The organism is Pseudomonas sp. P1_F7, from assembly GCF_056405655.1.
The window spans coordinates 1-1,349 of the sequence record NZ_JBFUBR010000055.1; the positions used below are offsets into that span (position 1 = coordinate 1).

Sequence of the window (1,349 nt, forward strand, 5' to 3'; positions counted from 1 at the left end):
GAAGCCCACTTTGGAGCGCACCACGATGTCCAGCGATCCCTTGCTGCAACCCTATAAAATCAAGAATCTGACCCTCAGAAACCGGATCATGACCACCTCCCATGAACCGGCCTACCCTGTGGACGGCATGCCCAAGGATCTCTACCGCGCCTATCACGTGGAGCGTGCAAAAGCCGGTGTCGCCCTGACCATGACTGCCGGTTCCGCTGCCGTATCCCGAGACAGCCCGCCGGTGTTCAACAATGTGCTCGCCTACAAGGACGAAGTAGTTGGATGGTTGAAGGACCTGACCGATGAATGCCACGAACATGGCGCGGCAGTGATGATCCAGTTGACCCACTTGGGCCGCCGTACCCGCTGGGACAAGGCCGATTGGTTACCGGTGGTGTCGCCGTCACACCGCCGCGAGGCGTCGCACCGCTCCTTCCCGAAGAAAATGGAGGAATGGGACATTGAGCGGATCATCAAGGACTATGTAGACGCCGCGGAGCGCATGAAGGCGGCAGGTCTCGATGGTCTGGAGCTTCAGGCCTACGGGCATTTGATGGACCAGTTCTGGTCGCCGTTGACCAATGACCTCGACGGCCCTTACGGTGGCTCGCTGGAAAACCGCATGCGCTTTACCTTCGACATCCTGCGTGGCATCCGCCAGCGGGTAGGCGAAGATTTTCTGCTGGGAGTTCGTTACACCGGTGATGAAGAATTGCCCGGTGGCTTCACTGCCAGCGAGGGCATGCAGGTTTCTCACATGCTCAAGGACAGCGGACTGGTCGACTTCCTGAACGTCGTGCGTGGTCACATCGATACAGATGCAGGGCTGACCGATGTCATCCCGATTCAGGGTATGCGCAACTCGCCCCATCTCGACTTCGCTGGCGAGATTCGCTCGTCGACAGGCTTTCCGACCTTCCACGCTGCGAAGATTCCCGACGTGGCCACAGCGCGCTACGCGATCGCCTCGGGCAAAGTGGACATGGTGGGCATGACTCGCGCGCACATGACCGATCCGCACATCGTGCGCAAGATCATCGAGAAGCGCGAAGAAGACATTCGTCCTTGCGTGGGCGCCAACTATTGTCTGGATCGCATCTACCAGGGAGGTGCGGCCTACTGCATCCACAACGCAGCGACGGGGCGGGAAACCACCATGCCTCATGACATTCCCAAAGCCGCTGTCAAGCGCAAGGTGCTGGTGGTCGGTACCGGCCCTGCTGGACTGGAAGCGGCGCGGGTCGCCGGTGAGCGCGGCCATGACGTGACGGTGCTTGAAGCGGCTGACCAACCCGGTGGGCAAATTCGTCTGACTGCGCTGAGCGAGCGTCGTCGCGAGATGATCAGCATCATTGATT

Annotated in this window: 1 protein-coding gene; it reads left to right on the plus strand. The window is 60.0% G+C overall.

What is annotated here, in order from left to right; translation table 11 throughout:
* Positions 1-25 precede the first annotated feature (25 nt).
* The coding region (locus AC1D1M_RS31325; protein ID WP_477778677.1) for an oxidoreductase at positions 26-1,349 on the plus strand (1,324 nt) is incomplete at its 3' end.